Raw genomic sequence first — 14,553 nt, forward strand, 5'->3', positions numbered from 1 at the left:
CTTACTATGGTATCTGCAATTATACTAGCTGGGGGATACGCTACTAGGCTTAGACCTTTAAGCCTAACTAAACCCAAGGCTCTTTTTCCTCTTCTAAATAAGCCAATATTAGCGTACATATTAGAAACTCTTTATGATGCTAACATAACTGATATATACTTGTCGTTGAGAGTAATGGCCGATAAGATAATTGATTATTTGAAAGGTATTAAGATGGCAGACAAAATTAAGATTGAGGTAGAGAATGAACCCTTAGGTGATGCAGGACCCTTAAGAATTCTCTCTGAGAAGTATAATTTAGATGATGATGTCCTAGTAATATATGGAGATATATATAGTGAAATAGATGTCAAGTCTCTTCTAGATTTTTATTACAAAAAAGGATGTGACGCGGTAATAGTGGGAACTGAAGTTCAAGATCCTCGTAGATATGGCGTTCTTTACACTGAAAACGATATTTTGGTCGAATTAATAGAAAAGCCAAAAAAGCCTATAAGCAATTTAATTAATGGTGGAATATATATTTTCAAGAAAAAATTATTTCAAAATATAAAGATTCCTTCTTCTATAAGTAGAGACTTCTTACCTGAGTTGTTGAAATCTAAATGCATTGCTGTATATAAGTATCGTGGACTATGGGCAGATATAGGATTACCAGATGATTATCTAAGATTAAATTTTGAACTGTTAGTCCAAAAATATCCTAAAGGATATATTGATCCCTCAGCAAGAGTTAATGAAAATTCTACTCTTATTCCACCTTATTATATTGGTCCCAATGATGTGATAAAAGAAGAGGCTTACATTTCATCTAATACGATTTTGGGTAATGATGTGGAAATAGGAAAAGGAACATATATATCCGAAAGTATTCTAATGAATAAGGTAAAAGTTAAGGAATATACTTACATAACTGGATCAATAATAGCTGAGAAATGTAAAATAGGAAAATGGAACCATGTACTAGATGGCTCAATTTTAGGTGAAGAAGTTATAACTAATGATGGGATACTTCTAAATCGGCGCACTATAATTCTACCAAATAAAGAAGTTAATGATTCAGTTTATGATACGGGCCGTATAATATTGTGAGGTGAAACCTTTGATTTTAGGAGAAATTGTAGAGGAACTGTCATTTTATCTAAAACAGAGAAAAATAATAAATGTTTGCGTTAGTCCAACCTATACATCAGTTATGTTAGATGACCAATCGATAGGAATTTCTCATACCATAACAGACGGTGAAATAGAGGGAGCTGGCGAAATAGTAGGTAAGTATGCTTATGATGTAGTGATAAATAACTTAGACTCTAATCTGCAAAGATCTTTATCGTTAGCAATTCTAAATGCGATAGGAGGAATGAACAATTTTAGTCCTGGCGATCCTATTAGTCTATATTCTGGTGGTAAGCTTTGCGTTTTTGGATATTCGCCACAAGTAGTGGCTAATAACTTTGATAGTGTAATTACTTATGACTTCAGTGTTACCGAAATAAGGAAAGTTGGTAATAACGAAATAAGACCATTTTCATCACTGTCACGTGAAGTATGTTCAACTGCATTAATCTTTGCATCTTCGCTAGTTAACAATACTATAGATAAGATATTAAGTCAGATCTCTGCCAATCATTTGATTTTGTCTGGGATTTCGTCAGTAGATGCACCAAGCACGCTTAAGAGTCATGGATTTGAAGTTATAGGTAAATTATTTCCAACTGAGAAATACAGAGTATTTAGGGTAGTTTGTGAAGGAGGTAGTAATAGGATATTAGGTAAATATATGGCACGTTATTTTAGAAAAATTTAGGTTGTATCTCCTCTAACTTAGAGTAGCAATTGCCATCGTAAAATAGCATCGAAGAGGGGCAGTTATTATTTTTGACCACAGTTATTCTTACATCTATAATATTTGGATGATATTTATTTGCTTTTATATTTTCGAAAAGTTTGAGATATGCTATTGAAGCTCTCGCGATAACTTTAGGGTTATCCATCGTGGCTCCTAATGCGCTACTTAAGCCCTTTAATGCCAGATCCCTATAAGTATTATCGTTTGTTATATTCCATAATTTTGAAAAAAATATAGAAGCTTCTGCGTTGGAAATTGGCTCTAAATAAGACACTTTAGTTATATTATCAGTAACTTTTATATCTCTGAATCCTTTTTCATGTTCTAAATTATTTTTTATATAATTACTAATCTTCATCGAAATTTCTAGGTAATTTTCATTAAATGTTCTTTCGTACTCACTTAGTAATGCATTACCTACAAGCGCTTCATCTAATAGCACACCTTTATTTTCTTTTCTTTTACTTCTGAAAACCTCACCGTTAGTAACATCTATAAACTCTAATAACCTATTCACATCAGTTAACCCGTAATTTACCAGCATTGCAATATTGCCGGAATATCGTTCATCTATTTTGACTTCCTTACTTCCTTCTAAAAGATATCTGGCAAGGTCATCTGCAAGTTTTATTCTATTTCTTGCTTTTAGATACTCTTTGTATATATTAGTGTATGTTAAGAAAATTTCTATCATTCTACTGTCAGCTTCGTAACCTTCTATTACTCTATTAACAGTTTCATATATTATACTAGGTGTTGGATCTATAGGTGTTGGTATATATTCCTCTAATCTTATTCCTCTTATCTTTCTATTTTTATATCCGTCTATTATTTCCCTTAGCTTATTCTCAATAAATTTTATATCTTTCGATTCTATTACAGCCAATAAATCTAAACTAGGAGTAAGTATGGTTATAGTTGGTATAATTCCTCTTGTTAGTCTAATAGTATATTGAACGTACTCTAGAGCATTCACTTTTATTCCTATATACTTCGAAAAAATTGGTAATTCTTGCATTTTTAAATATAGACTATCACAGTCTTTGCAATTATCATCAGTAAAAAACATCAATATGGGCTTATCATAGAATTTAGCGTCATCGATTATGCGTGTAGTTATTATCATCATAAACCGTAACGCTTATTTGCATATAAAACTTCTACTATCTATGAGTCGCGCAGCTACAAAATGGAAGTGCGTATTATGTAATAATACAATATATTGGGACGAATTATTCACTTACTTAAAAAATGGTGTGTCCCACTATACATGCTTAAGAGATAAAGCAATGAAAAATACTAAGATAGATAACAAAGAAATGCAAACTCTTTTGGATTCACTAGAGGAAGAACTAAAGTCTATAGTGTATTATAAGCAAAAATTGTCCTCATTGCAAGATGAGGAAATAAAGAAGACATTAGATCAAATTGAGAAAGACGCAGAAAAGAACGCTGGAATTCTAACTAGATTAATTGAGAAATATAGTGATATATCTTCATAAAGTTTTTATATTTTTCTTCGATTTTATGCACTTAGAGTATTTCTGACGAATCCGGTAATAATATCTAGTATTGAAGCTTAAATAGGTATTTTTACGAGAATAATATTTAAGATAAGATGATTTCTGTCAAATTAGTTTCCTATACGCACGATGGGGAAAGAGTTATTGCAATAGCTGCCAAAATGTCGAGATCAAGAAAGGGATGGGATTATCATACAAAAAATATGACTGATGAAGAGATAGAAACATGGATTAGGGACGCTATTATACACGGATATTGGTCAGTTTTGGAGCACTCTGTCTATACGTTTTCCATTGAGGGTATTTCACGTGTTGCGTCTCATCAACTTGTAAGGCACAGAATTGCCTCCTACACGCAGATGAGCCACCGTTTCGCTAAACCTGTTGATGAGTACTATAAACCAGTGATTCCCCCATCCGCCGAGAAAAGAAATAAAGAGGCTATTGAGAAAGCGTATAAAGAGGCATACAATAACTATTTCAAATTATTAGAAAATGGAGTACCAGAGGAAGATGCTAGATATGTATTGCCTAACGGTGTAAATACGAACATTGTAGTGACAATGAACGCTAGGGAATTGTATAACTTCTTCGCTCTGCGTTTATGTTCCAGGGCTCAATGGGAAATTAGAGCAATAGCATGGGAAATGTTAGAAGAAGTAAGGAAAGTTCATCCCAGACTGTTTAAATATGCTGGTCCAAATTGTATTATACATGAGAATTTCATAAGAAATGAAAATGAATATATAACATTAGAAGATATATTTAAAGATTACAAGTTAGAGTTCATATCTCAAAGATGCATTGAAGGAGTAACGAGAGAAGGTATAAAAAGATGCATTATGAATTCGCGTAGTATATTGTCAGATATTAAATAACCGAGTCATAATATGTGATTTTTTAGCGTAACCTTTTAACGAAGAGTATTTAAATTATTCCCCCTTATATATGCTTGCGATGTCACTTACTCAAGCTATTTTAACGTTTGGGATTCCTATAGTCGTGTTCTTAGCTGCAGGTTATGGCGGATATAAATTCTTATCACTTGTAGTGCCCTCAAAACCAAATCCCCTTAAGGTTAGTAGGTTTGAAGCTGGTAATATACCAACGGGATTAGGCAGATTATGGTTTCCCCTACAATATTATGGTTATCTGCTAGTATATACTACACTAGAACCTATAATTATATTATTACTTCCTGTTGCTTATTCTGATTACTATTCCTCTATGACGGCTTTTAGAAATCTTCTACTCATAGTTGTAGTCTTCATAGTATTATTATATCCAATTCTATATTATTCAATAAGGCAAATTAATGTATTAAATTACTGGGAGATGAGAAGATGAGCGAATCTATGAAAAATCTCGCTAATGAGTTACAAACTAAGTTTAAGTGTCAGGTAAAGATAGAAAGTGATAGAAGATTAACTGTTATAGTCCCTGACAAAAAGGCAATATTAGATGTAGCTAAGTATTTAAAAGAATTTGGATTTGATCACGTTAAGGCAGTAACTGGAATAGATTATCCTGAACAGGAGAAATTAGAAGTAGTATATCATATATCTTCATATTCTAATTTGGACTTAGCGAAAGTTATACTAGCCTTAAGAACTTCAACAACTTATAAGGATCCTTCAATACCTTCACTATATCCGATTTTTGAAAGTGTTTGGACTGGTGAAAGAGAAACCTTTGAGATGTTGGGAATTAGATTTGAAGGTCACCCTGATTTGAGAAGATTATTTTTAGATGAGGATTTTGAAGGAGTTTATCCGTTAAGGAAATCATTTAAAATAAAATTGGAGGGGGTATTTGTTGACAAGCCAGCCACAGAGTGAAATTCAAAAGGATTTATTAGCAGCTACTGGAATGTCAGTAGAATTTATACCAATTCAAGGCGAACTTAATGTAGGGCCACAGCATCCAGGATCAGGTCATATGAGGATATTTGTGAAACTGAACGGGGATATCATAGAAGACGTAGATTTAGATGTAGGTTACGTCCATAGGGCAGTGGAAAAGCTTTCGGAAAATAGGAATTACATGCATCTTATACCATTAGTTGAAAGACCAGCTATCCTAGATTCCATACATATGAACCTAGGCTACATTATGGCTGTAGAGAAAATATTAGGTGTAGACGTACCAGAAAGGGCACAATACTTAAGGAGTTTTGCAGCGGAGGTAAATAGGATAGCTAGCCACCTTTATGGCTTAGGTATATTAGCTATATTCTTGGGGCATTCAACTGGTTTCATGTGGGGTTTTGGAGATAGAGAAGTCTGGGTTACCATATTGGAGGCTTTAACGGGAGCTAGAGTTACCAATTCTTATATTATACCCGGAGGAGTTAGGCGAGATATGTCACAAGAAATAAAGGATATGACTTTGAAGGCCATAGCTTATCAACGCAGAAGGTTAGAGGATTGGAAGAAGATCTTCTTTTATAATCCATCGATTAGAGCAAGGCTTGAAAATGTAGGAGTTATGAGTAGAGAGAATGCTATTAAGTGGGGTGCTGTAGGACCTAATTTAAGAGCTTCTGGAGTATATTATGATGTTAGAAAGATTGAACCATATGCTGCTTATGATAAATTAGATTTTGAAATACCGGTCTATAAAGAAGGAGATGGTCTTGCAAGAGGTTTAGTTAGATTAGAAGAGATTGAGCAAAGCATGAGAATATTAGAGCAGATAATAAAGAATATACCAGAAGGTAATATTTTGAGTGATAGATTCTTTAAGCAAATACCTCCCACTAGACTTAAGAAATATTGGGAAACATACAGACGTATTGTTTTACCTGGATATTATGCTTCGTTTAGACCTCCTAGAGGGGAGGCAATATCTAGAGTAGAAGCAGGTAGAGGTGAGCTAGCATATTATGTAGTAAGTGATGGTTCTCCAAAACCTTATAGATTGAGAATGATAACTCCTTCATATAGATTAATATACGTTTTTAAACAATTATGTAAAGGTTCGCGATATGCGGACCTAGTTTCGATTTACGGTAGTTTAGATTATTTCCCTCCGGAGGCGGATAGGTAATGAGTGTTCTATCAGCTTTAGAATATTATTTCTTTTACCCATCGTTTTTCCTTACAGTTATTTTCCCAGGTTTAATTTTTACCCTCATTTTTCTTTTAGTGACTATATGGTTTGAAAGGAAAGCTGCAGCTATTGTACAACTTAGATATGGTCCCTATTACGCTTCCAAAAGAATAGGTGGCTTGCTTCAGCTATTTGCCGATGCAATAAAGTTTGTATTTTCAGAGATTATAATTCCAAATGGTGTAAATCAGACACTTTATGCATTATCTCCAATACTTGTAGTAATATTCGCATTTTTGCCTCTAGGTCTCATACCACTTTCTACTATTCCTCAACAAGGATCAATACTTTCAGTTTATCACAATTTGTTCTATGATAATGTCATACATCAATCAGTTCTAGTTCCATTCTTCACTCAATACAATTTAATAGCTATAATTGCATTGGAGTCGCTATATCCAATTTTAGTGGTCTTTTTAGCATGGAATACAAATAACCGATTTGCAGTAGTTGGAGCTATAAGAGAAGCATATTTATCTGTATCATATGATGTATTGTTAATAATATCTACGTTAGCTTTAGCAATTGAGTACCATACTTTAGACGTTGCCAAAATAGTAGTTTCTGGAATACCTGGATTTATAGCAAACCCCATAGCAGCATTTGTATTTTTAGTAGCAATGCTAATAGGATCTTCGAGATTTCCTTTTGAAATAGTTGAAGCAGAGACTGAGTTGGTAATTGGCCCTTATACTGAATATAGTGGTTTCCTATTTGTTCTAACAATGGCTGGTTCATACGTTGCAAATTTAGTTTACGCAATTCTATTCGTAGATCTATTCATAGGTGGTTGGTTACCGTTTACCGGGTTTGTCGGAGCCGTATTTACTGTTTTTAAGGCCGCAATAGTAGTATTTTTTGCAGTTTTTCTTAGAAGCGTTTACGGGAGGTATAGAATAGATCAAGCACTAAGGGGAAGTTGGAAATACTTCTTCCCCCTAGCTCTTGCATCCTTAATATTAGGTGTGGTGGTGGGTTACTTATGGATAAGGTGAAGGAATATAAGAAAGAAAATATAGGTAGTTTATTCGCAGAACATATTCAATCTATAGTCACGGGAATAAAGTATTTTGTAAGACCTCAAAGAATTACTTTACAATATCCAGAGGATAGTCTTACTCTTCCGACAGGATATAGAGGAATGATTAGGCTCTATAAAGACGTATGTATAGGCTGTACTTTATGTGCTCTTATATGCCCTGCAGACGCCATGAAAATGGTTACCGAAAGTGGAAAGAAGTTTCCTCAAATAAATTATGGAAGATGTGTTTTCTGTGGTTTCTGTGTAGATGTTTGTCCAGTGGATGCATTAAAAGAGACTAGGGTTCACGATTTAGTTTTTACCTCTAGAAAGGAGTTAATATTTGACCCAAATAGGTTTAATGAAGATGTAGATGAGGTTCCTTTGGAGAATAAACCAGTGAGAAAAGTAAAAGCAGTAGTAGATGAGAAGAGGGGGATAAAATATGTCCCTGCAGACGAGTGATATTATTCAATATATATTGTTTGGGTTTTTTGGAATTATGGCAATAGCTTTCTCAATATACATAGTTAGGGCTAGAAATGTTTTCTATGGTGCAGTGAGTTTAGCCTTTTTAGGTGTAAGTATAGCTGCACTCATAGCGTTAGAGGCACCAGCTACCTACGGTATATACTCAATATTTCACATACTTCTTTATGTAGGTGCAACTGTAACTTTCCTAGCTATTTCGCTAGTGATGTTTAAGGATTTAGAAGTAAAAGTAAGTAGAGGCAATTTAGGAGTATTAGTAGGAGGAGCTGTTGCACTACTGTTCTTAATAGTTATTTTCCTATCAGTCTTTCAAGTATCTTCAGTTCCTCTTCAACCACTTAACTTTCAGATGCTGGCTAATGATTTATTGGAGAATTATTGGTTTCCATTAATTATCCTCATTATAGCTTTATTAACCACTTTGATTGAGGCAATATCGTTGGCTAGGAGGGATTGAAAATGATGGAGATTAGCTTATTGGGGATTATCATATCAGGTCTTCTAATAGGAATAGGCATTTATGGCTTGTCCTCTACATCAAATATAATTAGAGTGTTACTATCATCCGAAATAATACTAAATGCGTCAATATTATTCGTTTTTTCATTCTCTAGTGTTGCGGGTATGATTTACAAACCCATAATATTTTCACTCTTCGCAATAGGGATGGCCCTTACAGAAGTTGTAGTTGCATTCGCGGCGGTTATCTTGTATTATAGACAAAAGGGCAAATTGGAGGTGGAATAAATTGTCCTATATCTCCTTTATATTAGTAGTTATTTCTTTAATCATATCTGTTTCAATATTTTTTATTAAATCTAAAAGAGTTTCGTTTACATTAAGTCTAATAGCAATCGCGATAAATATTCCATTTCTATTTATGATAAATAGCTTTGAACATATCTTTATTGCAAGGTATGTTGGTGATTTTGGATTTGTAGTCAATAATCTGAATTATCCCTTTATAATAACCATTTTAGTAGTTACATTACTTACCACCATCTATTCTCTCAGATATATGGAGCATAAGTTTAGGGAAGAAAACAAGTACAATTGGGGCCTCTACTATGCTCTGTATACGCTATTCGCATTATCGATGCTCTACACAGTATTATCAACTAACTTATTGGAATTGTACATATTTCTGGAGATTTCTTTAATTTCTTCATTCTTACTAATAGCTCTCTATGGATATGGCGATAGGCGTAGAATAAGTCTTATGTATTTCATATGGACACATATAGGCACTATATTGCTTCTAGCCTCTATTATAGTTATAGGACTCACTACGGGAACTATGAACATTTATATTGATGCAAATACTTTCGCAAACTATTCTATAATACCTTATAGTATTCTAGTATTCTTAGTTGCCGTTATTGGAATGTTTATCAAAGGTGCTCAAGCAGGTTTCAATATTTGGTTACCCTATGCTCATGGTGAAGCGCCAACTCCAATTTCCATCTTATTGAGTCCAAATATGGTAGGATTAGGAATATTTGTAGTAATCATTTATTATTATCTGTTTCCATCAATGGCATTTTTAGCTCCTATTTTTATAGCTTGGGCTATTATCACAATGATTTATGGTGGTATCAACGCCCTAGCACAAAGGGACTTTAAGAGATTCCTGGCTTATTCAAGTGTTTCACAAATGGGATATATGTTATTAGGAGCATCTATAGCATTTTTAACTGGATTATCGTCTTCCATTTTATCATTACCACTAGGAATATTAGCAAGTATTTTAATATACGTCTCACATGGTTTTGGAAAAGCCCTCTTGTTCATGAGCGCTGGTGCTTCAATAACGGAATTGAACGAAAGAAATATAGAAAAGCTAGGTGGTTTATATCTATCTTCTCCTCTTCATTCTACATTAGCATTTATAGGAATTTTAAATCTTCTGGGACTGCCACCTACTATAGGCCTAGTTAGTGAGGCATTGTTAATATTTTCTGTTGGCACATTACTAAGTAAAATAGGCTTAACGGGATTTGTTGCAATAATAGCGTTTATCATGATAGCAATAGGTATTTCATCTGCTTATGCAGGTTACTTGTTTAAACTTGTTTATGCGGGTAAAAAGGAGATTAAAAGCATAGATAACGTGTTGGAGTACTCTATACCTATGGCATTGGTAGGTATATTTAGCATAGTGTTCTTCTTTATTCCTCAATATGTTACTCCCTCTTTATCATTTACGATACTATTCTCTAATGCCGTAATCTTGCCTATAATAGCATTTCTACCAGTTTTAGGTTCTTTAATAGCGCTAATTACTCCTAAATCTCTTAATCAAGATATAAGAGGTGCAATTGTAGTCTTAACAATAGGGGTCTCTGTGGTTTTATCAAGTTTACTTTTGATAAATAACCTAGGTCAACCATTATTTGGCCATCCTCAGTTTTCATACTCATTTGGTTATTTACAATTTAGCGCAAATCTGCTTCAGTCAATTTTAGCTCTCTTTGTCTCCTCTTTATCCTTCTTTATAGCTTTATACAGTATAGGATATATGAGAGAAGATAACGTTTTAAGGAGATATTGGGGATTCTTTGGACTATTTGTTTCATCAATGCTTTCTGTCGTTTTGGCTAATAATGCTTTATTGTTTATAGCTGGATGGGAAGGCACCAGTTTAGCATCATATGGATTAATTAGTTATTGGTTAGATGATAATGAAAGAAATGTAGTAGGAGACTTTGGAAGAAAGATATTTGGGATAGAAAACGTATCTAAGCCAACAACTAGCGGAATAAGAGCCTTAATATTTACCAGGATTGGCGATGTAGGTTTATTAGCAGTTTTAGGGTATTTAATTTCATTAGCGGGCTATAATTACATACTATATCCTATCGCTAATATCTCTTCGACGGTCTTTTCATCCTTACATGAGATCTCATCTTATCCATATGGTTGGCTTCTATTACTAATACTCTTTCTAGGCGGTTTAGCTAAAAGCGCTCAATTTCCGTTTACACAATGGCTTTTGACTGCTATGACTGGCCCTACTCCAGTTAGTGCATTAATACATGCAGCAACTATGGTCAATTTGGGTGCTATTCTTACATTTCTAACATATCCATTTATACAGATCAATTCCAATACATATTTATTCTTTGAAATAATGGTAGGTTTAACGTTATTTACTGCAATATACACTAGTATAAATGCATTAGCTTCGAATGAGCAAAAAGTAATTTTGGCCTATTCGACTGCTGATCAAATATCTCTTATGATGTTCTCATCCTCTTTAGGTGCTTTATTAGGTAATGTCACCTTAGGAATCATAATAGGGCTTATTCAGATGTTTGCTCATGGACTCTATAAAGCATCATTATTCATGAATGCAGGATCAGTAATACATTATACCGAAAGTAGGTACATAGCTTCAAAGCCATTGTTGTATAAGGAAATTCCTTATGTATTTGTGTTACAATTAATTGCCGCATTAAACTTAGCTAACTTACCACCACTTATCGGATTCTGGGCTCATAATTCTATAGGTAATTTAGTGAGCAACTTTTCCTCCTCTATTTTCTATACATATGTAATTCTAGAGTTTCTTGGATCAATATACATACTGAGGTATATATCAAGAACGTTCTTATGGAAAGGTGAATCAAATGAAACCCATGAAAAAGGACATCTAAGTGCCTTGATGATAATAACTCCGGGGATATTAGTTTTAGCCTCGATTATAATTGGCGCACTTTACTTTAACTTGGCCTCATTTTTCAATATAATAGCATATTCAGAAATAGATTATCTTAGTTTAGGTTTGTCAATATTAGGATGGATTATAGCGTTTGCTATCTATACTAGGTACTTGAATTTAAGATCAATAAAACCATTAATAGACTTCGCCTATTATGGATGGTATGTCAATCCTAGTTTCGATAAATTTGGATATTTATTCAAAGGTTTCTCTAATAGCTTATTTGCAGGATTTGAGAGAGGAGTTATTGATCTTGGATTAAATGAGAAATTGCCTAAATCTATAATAAATCTAGGTTCACGAATTTATAATGTGGTTGAAGATCACATTCTTGGAGACTACATAATGTTATACGCTTGGGGCGTATTTTTGTTCTTAATCATAGTTTTAATTGTATTTGGGGTGATAAGGTAATGAGTATAGATTATTATTTACCAATCTTAATACCATCAATCTTAATTTTATTTTCATCAATCTTAATTTTATTTATGGATAATGGTATTAGTACTAATAGATTTAAAAATTCAGTATTGCTTTCATCTATTTCAGTTGGTATTAGTCTAATAATTTTAATATACTTCTGGGCAGCAGGTTTCGTAAAATATACGTTGTTTTCCAACTCTTTACTTATAGACGTGCCGGGTTATTTCTTTTCAATTACAGCATTTAGTATCGGTATCCTTGCTATCCTATTAAGTAAAGATCATTTAGAGAGTTGGAGAAATCGTTCATCAATGTTATCATTAATGCTCCTAACTCTCCTAGGTTTGCTATACATGTCGTTTGCTGATAGCATAGTAATAATTCTTACAACATGGGCTATTTCATCTGCTGCTAGCTATGCAATAACAATGCTTAGAAAAGATTATATGTCAGTAGATGCGGGTGTCAAGTATCTTATTATGGGGCTTGTATCGAGTTCAATCATGATAATAGGTTTCGCATCGTATTTAATTTCTACAGATTCATTAGTATTTACTACATCTGTAATATATCCTAATCTCTTCTTCTTTGCTATTTCCTTTATTTCTATAGCCTTTTTATTTAAGATGGGCGCATTCCCATTTCAAGCGTGGTTACCAGACGTTTACACATATGCTGATAGAATATCAGTGGCTTTCATTTCAAGTGTTGGGAAATTAGTAGGGATTATTCCTCTATTTAGAGTTGTATATTTATCAGATCCAAACGTTGTAGAACTAACAATATTCATAATAGTTTCAATTGCAAGTATGATTGTCGGAAATATAACTGCTTTCTCTAGGAGGGACATTGCAGCAATACTCTCCTTTAGCTCAATAACACAGATTGGATATATTTTGATAGGTTTTGCTATGTTTACAATATCACCGGCTATAGCAATAGTAGGTATACTTGTACAATCTCTTGCATATGGAATAGCACAAGTAGGTCTTTTCGGTATTGTAAGTCATGTAGAAAAAATAACGGGAACCTCCGATATTTCAGCTTTAAGAGGTATATCATCCCAAGATAAACTTCTAGCGTTTGCAATAGTTATTTTAATACTAAGTCTACTTGGAATTCCACCGATATTTGGATTTTGGGGTAAATTATTCCTCTTTGAGAGCTCATTTACCTATCCTTGGCTAACCATAATAGCGGTTCTTAATAGTGCGATATCTGCTGGATATTATGTACCAATAGTAAGAGAAGTATTCAGAGAAGGAGAGTTTGCGCTTTCTAAAAGTTCTGAGAGGGATATAGCTATAGTCTCGGCAATTTTAAGTATATTATTAGGTATAGTTATCCCACTTATATTCCAGATTTTGGTGAGCCAGGTTGGTTAGAGTTGCATTGATAGGAATAGGTAATGTAGCTGCTGCGTTTGTTCAAGCCATTGAATTTGCCAAAACTGGTAAGGAAATATACGGAATACTTAACTTGCCAATAAAACCTAATAATATAGAAATCGTAGCAGCGTTTGACATAGATAAAAGGAAAGTTGGCAAAAGGTTAAGAGAAGCAATATTTACTAAGCCTAATGTGGTCGATAAGTATATTGATATAAAAAGTAATGATATTATCGTAATGAGAGGTCCTACTCTTGATGGAAAAGTAGGTATTTTATCAAGTATAATCGAGGAATCTGAAGAAAAACCAGTTGATGTTGTTAGTATTTTAAAGAGAGAGCATGTAGATGTTGTTATAAACTTATTACCAACTGGAGCTATTAAAGCGAGTGCTTTCTACGCAATGGCGTCGTTAGAAGCTGGTGTATCGTTTATAAACTCTACACCTTCTCCAGTGGCTAAAGAATTTGGAGATAAGTTCAGAGATAGAAATCTTCCAGTCTTTGGTGATGATTTGTTAAGTCAGATAGGGGGTACTATTACGCATGCAGGGATTATAGAATTTTTAAAAAGTAGGGGAGTTAAAGTTCTGAGATCTTATCAAATAGATATTGCAGGTTCGACTGAGGCTTTAGTAACGCTTGAGGATTGGCGGAAAGACCTAAAAAAAGGGATTAAGTCGACTTTCATCTCTTCATATACGAATGGAGCCGAAATAGTAGCGGGAACCTCTGATTATGTGGAGTTCTTAAAAGATAGAAGAGTTAGTTACATGGTAATTGAAGGTATGTATGGCATAGGGGTTCCTATAAGGATTGATATTTCATTAAAGACGTACGACTCGATTAATGCTGTAAGTCCTCTAATAGATTTAGTAAGACTTTCAAAACTTTTAATGGAAAAGGGAATAGGAGGAGCTATAAAAGAAGTATGCTATTACTATTTTAAAGATCCTCCAGAAAGAGCTAAAAGCATCATGGAAGCAAAGAAAGGTTTCGAGTTGCTTTTAAGTAATCTTTTATAAA

The 14,553-nt window shown here is 33.7% G+C and carries 15 protein-coding genes; 14 read left to right on the forward strand and 1 reads right to left on the reverse strand.

The window, feature by feature from the left end; all coding sequences use genetic code 11:
* Positions 1-6 precede the first annotated feature (6 nt).
* Together V6M85_RS11375 and V6M85_RS11380 are read left to right on the forward strand one after the other, a co-directional pair.
* Complete coding sequence (locus V6M85_RS11375; RefSeq protein WP_338600135.1) at positions 7-1,092, forward strand: NDP-sugar synthase; 1,086 nt, start codon at positions 7-9, stop codon at positions 1,090-1,092.
* Between the two features lie 10 nt (positions 1,093-1,102).
* Positions 1,103-1,807, forward strand: a complete 705-nt coding sequence (locus V6M85_RS11380) for a Rossmann-like domain-containing protein (RefSeq protein WP_338600138.1) — start codon at positions 1,103-1,105, stop codon at positions 1,805-1,807.
* Here V6M85_RS11380 and V6M85_RS11385 read toward each other — a convergent pair.
* Complete coding sequence (locus V6M85_RS11385) at positions 1,794-2,978, reverse strand: hypothetical protein (protein WP_338600140.1); 1,185 nt, start codon at positions 2,976-2,978, stop codon at positions 1,794-1,796. The genes V6M85_RS11380 and V6M85_RS11385 overlap by 14 nt on opposite strands.
* A 40-nt stretch (positions 2,979-3,018) precedes the next feature.
* Here V6M85_RS11385 and V6M85_RS11390 point away from each other — a divergent pair, with 40 nt between their 5' ends.
* The 12 genes from V6M85_RS11390 to V6M85_RS11445 all read left to right on the forward strand — a co-directional run bounded on the left by V6M85_RS11390 (position 3,019) and on the right by V6M85_RS11445 (position 14,552).
* Entirely contained in the window at positions 3,019-3,351 is a 333-nt protein-coding gene (locus V6M85_RS11390; protein WP_338600142.1) for a DUF2175 domain-containing protein, read from the forward strand.
* 116 nt (positions 3,352-3,467) lie between these two features.
* Positions 3,468-4,250 carry an FAD-dependent thymidylate synthase gene (gene thyX, locus V6M85_RS11395; RefSeq protein WP_338600144.1) on the forward strand — a complete coding sequence of 261 codons (783 nt, stop codon included), beginning with the start codon at positions 3,468-3,470 and terminating at the stop codon, positions 4,248-4,250.
* A gap of 79 nt (positions 4,251-4,329) precedes the next feature.
* A complete protein-coding gene (gene ndhC / locus V6M85_RS11400) occupies positions 4,330-4,719 on the forward strand; it encodes an NADH-quinone oxidoreductase subunit A (protein ID WP_338600146.1) in 390 nt (129 codons plus the stop codon).
* Complete coding sequence (locus tag V6M85_RS11405) at positions 4,716-5,210, forward strand: NADH-quinone oxidoreductase subunit C (protein ID WP_338600148.1); 495 nt, start codon at positions 4,716-4,718, stop codon at positions 5,208-5,210. Before ndhC ends, V6M85_RS11405 begins: the two co-directional genes overlap by 4 nt.
* Complete coding sequence (locus V6M85_RS11410) at positions 5,188-6,420, forward strand: NADH-quinone oxidoreductase subunit D (RefSeq protein ID WP_338600152.1); 1,233 nt, start codon at positions 5,188-5,190, stop codon at positions 6,418-6,420. The genes V6M85_RS11405 and V6M85_RS11410 overlap by 23 nt, the downstream gene beginning before the upstream one ends.
* Positions 6,420-7,478, forward strand: coding sequence for an NADH-quinone oxidoreductase subunit NuoH (gene nuoH, locus V6M85_RS11415; RefSeq protein WP_338600155.1), 1,059 nt, complete (start codon positions 6,420-6,422; stop codon positions 7,476-7,478). Before V6M85_RS11410 ends, nuoH begins: the two co-directional genes overlap by 1 nt.
* Entirely contained in the window at positions 7,466-7,969 is a 504-nt protein-coding gene (gene nuoI / locus V6M85_RS11420; protein ID WP_338600158.1) for an NADH-quinone oxidoreductase subunit NuoI, read from the forward strand. The genes nuoH and nuoI overlap by 13 nt, the downstream gene beginning before the upstream one ends.
* Complete coding sequence (locus V6M85_RS11425) at positions 7,950-8,453, forward strand: NADH-quinone oxidoreductase subunit J (protein ID WP_338600161.1); 504 nt, start codon at positions 7,950-7,952, stop codon at positions 8,451-8,453. Before nuoI ends, V6M85_RS11425 begins: the two co-directional genes overlap by 20 nt.
* Before the next feature lie 2 nt (positions 8,454-8,455).
* The gene (locus V6M85_RS11430) at positions 8,456-8,743 is read left to right on the forward strand and encodes an NADH-quinone oxidoreductase subunit NuoK (RefSeq protein ID WP_338600164.1); all 288 of its coding nucleotides are present in this window, start codon (positions 8,456-8,458) and stop codon (positions 8,741-8,743) included.
* A 1-nt stretch (position 8,744) separates the two neighbouring features.
* Positions 8,745-12,131: a proton-conducting transporter membrane subunit gene (locus tag V6M85_RS11435; protein ID WP_338600167.1), complete on the forward strand. Its 3,387-nt coding sequence runs from the start codon at positions 8,745-8,747 to the stop codon at positions 12,129-12,131.
* Positions 12,131-13,525 carry an NADH-quinone oxidoreductase subunit NuoN gene (nuoN, locus tag V6M85_RS11440; RefSeq protein WP_338600170.1) on the forward strand — a complete coding sequence of 465 codons (1,395 nt, stop codon included), beginning with the start codon at positions 12,131-12,133 and terminating at the stop codon, positions 13,523-13,525. The genes V6M85_RS11435 and nuoN overlap by 1 nt, the downstream gene beginning before the upstream one ends.
* Positions 13,518-14,552, forward strand: a complete 1,035-nt coding sequence (locus V6M85_RS11445; RefSeq protein WP_338600173.1) for an inositol-3-phosphate synthase — start codon at positions 13,518-13,520, stop codon at positions 14,550-14,552. The genes nuoN and V6M85_RS11445 overlap by 8 nt, the downstream gene beginning before the upstream one ends.
* Position 14,553: the final 1 nt, after the last annotated feature.

Source organism: Sulfolobus tengchongensis, assembly GCF_036967215.1.
Taxonomy (GTDB): Archaea; Thermoproteota; Thermoprotei_A; order Sulfolobales; family Sulfolobaceae; genus Saccharolobus; species Saccharolobus tengchongensis_A.